General features: G+C 57.3%; 2 protein-coding genes. Both read right to left on the bottom strand.

The features are described 5' to 3' along the window. Positions 1-181 precede the first annotated feature (181 nt). Positions 182-409: a KTSC domain-containing protein gene (locus NKI05_RS32230; protein ID WP_023673160.1), complete on the bottom strand. Its 228-nt coding sequence runs from the start codon at positions 407-409 to the stop codon at positions 182-184. Positions 410-446: 37 nt separating this feature from the next. Then, positions 447-641 carry a hypothetical protein gene (locus NKI05_RS32225; RefSeq protein ID WP_023699326.1) on the bottom strand — a complete coding sequence of 65 codons (195 nt, stop codon included), beginning with the start codon at positions 639-641 and terminating at the stop codon, positions 447-449. Positions 642-721 lie beyond the last annotated feature (80 nt).

Genomic DNA, 721 nt, shown 5'->3' with positions numbered 1-721 from the left:
AGGCCCATGAGAACTTCTGCAAAGCTGCGATGATGATGGGCAAATAGGCCCAGCACCTAGCTTAATATAATACGCGCCCGCTGGCCCGGCCGGCGGGCGTTTTCGTTTGCCCTCGGAACCTGGTCAATTCGCACAGTTGCTCCCCTGCGATGGCGCGGGCCGCCTCGAATCTGAAATTCTGTCAATCGCCCGACGCGGCTGCTGCCCTCCCTGCCGCGAGCCGGAATGCATAACGATTGCGGATGTGGCTGTTAAAATAGACGCCCTTGGCAAAGGCAGCTTTGAACGCGGCAACGGCCTCAGCAGGTACGTCCAAAAACTCGTAATGCTTCCCGCTCGCTACAAACCAAACCGAGAGAACCCTGGTGTTCGGGTCATAGTCGAACTTGCGTATCGAAGTCGACGGCATGGTATGCCATCCAAACTCAGCCGGGTTGGATCGCCAGCTACAGGCTGAAACTGTATTCGAATATGTGGCCGCGCTTTTCGTCGGCAACCCTGATCCAGATGGGCTCGGTGGTGCGCAGAGTGATGTCGCGCTCTGTCGCTTCCCGCGCCGCCCTGATCGGCGTTGTCGCGTTGACGATGTGGGTAGCCGTCACGGTATCGCCGTCCATTTCCTCAACGTGGTATTTCGGCACTTTTGTTCCTAGGCGTCTAGTTCGATAGGCTGATCGTGATCCGGATCGGAATGATAAGCGACCTGGCGAAAATCGCGCAT

This window comes from Mesorhizobium sp. M0771, from assembly GCF_040320155.1.
Taxonomy (GTDB): domain Bacteria; phylum Pseudomonadota; class Alphaproteobacteria; order Rhizobiales; family Rhizobiaceae; genus Mesorhizobium.
This window is presented reverse-complemented; position numbering and strand designations above follow the sequence as displayed.

Excerpts from the sequence above, each read along its gene's own strand:
- NKI05_RS32230 (WP_023673160.1), bottom strand. The coding sequence starts at position 409 with ATGCCGTCGACTTCGATACGCAAGTTCGACTATGACCCGAACACCAGG.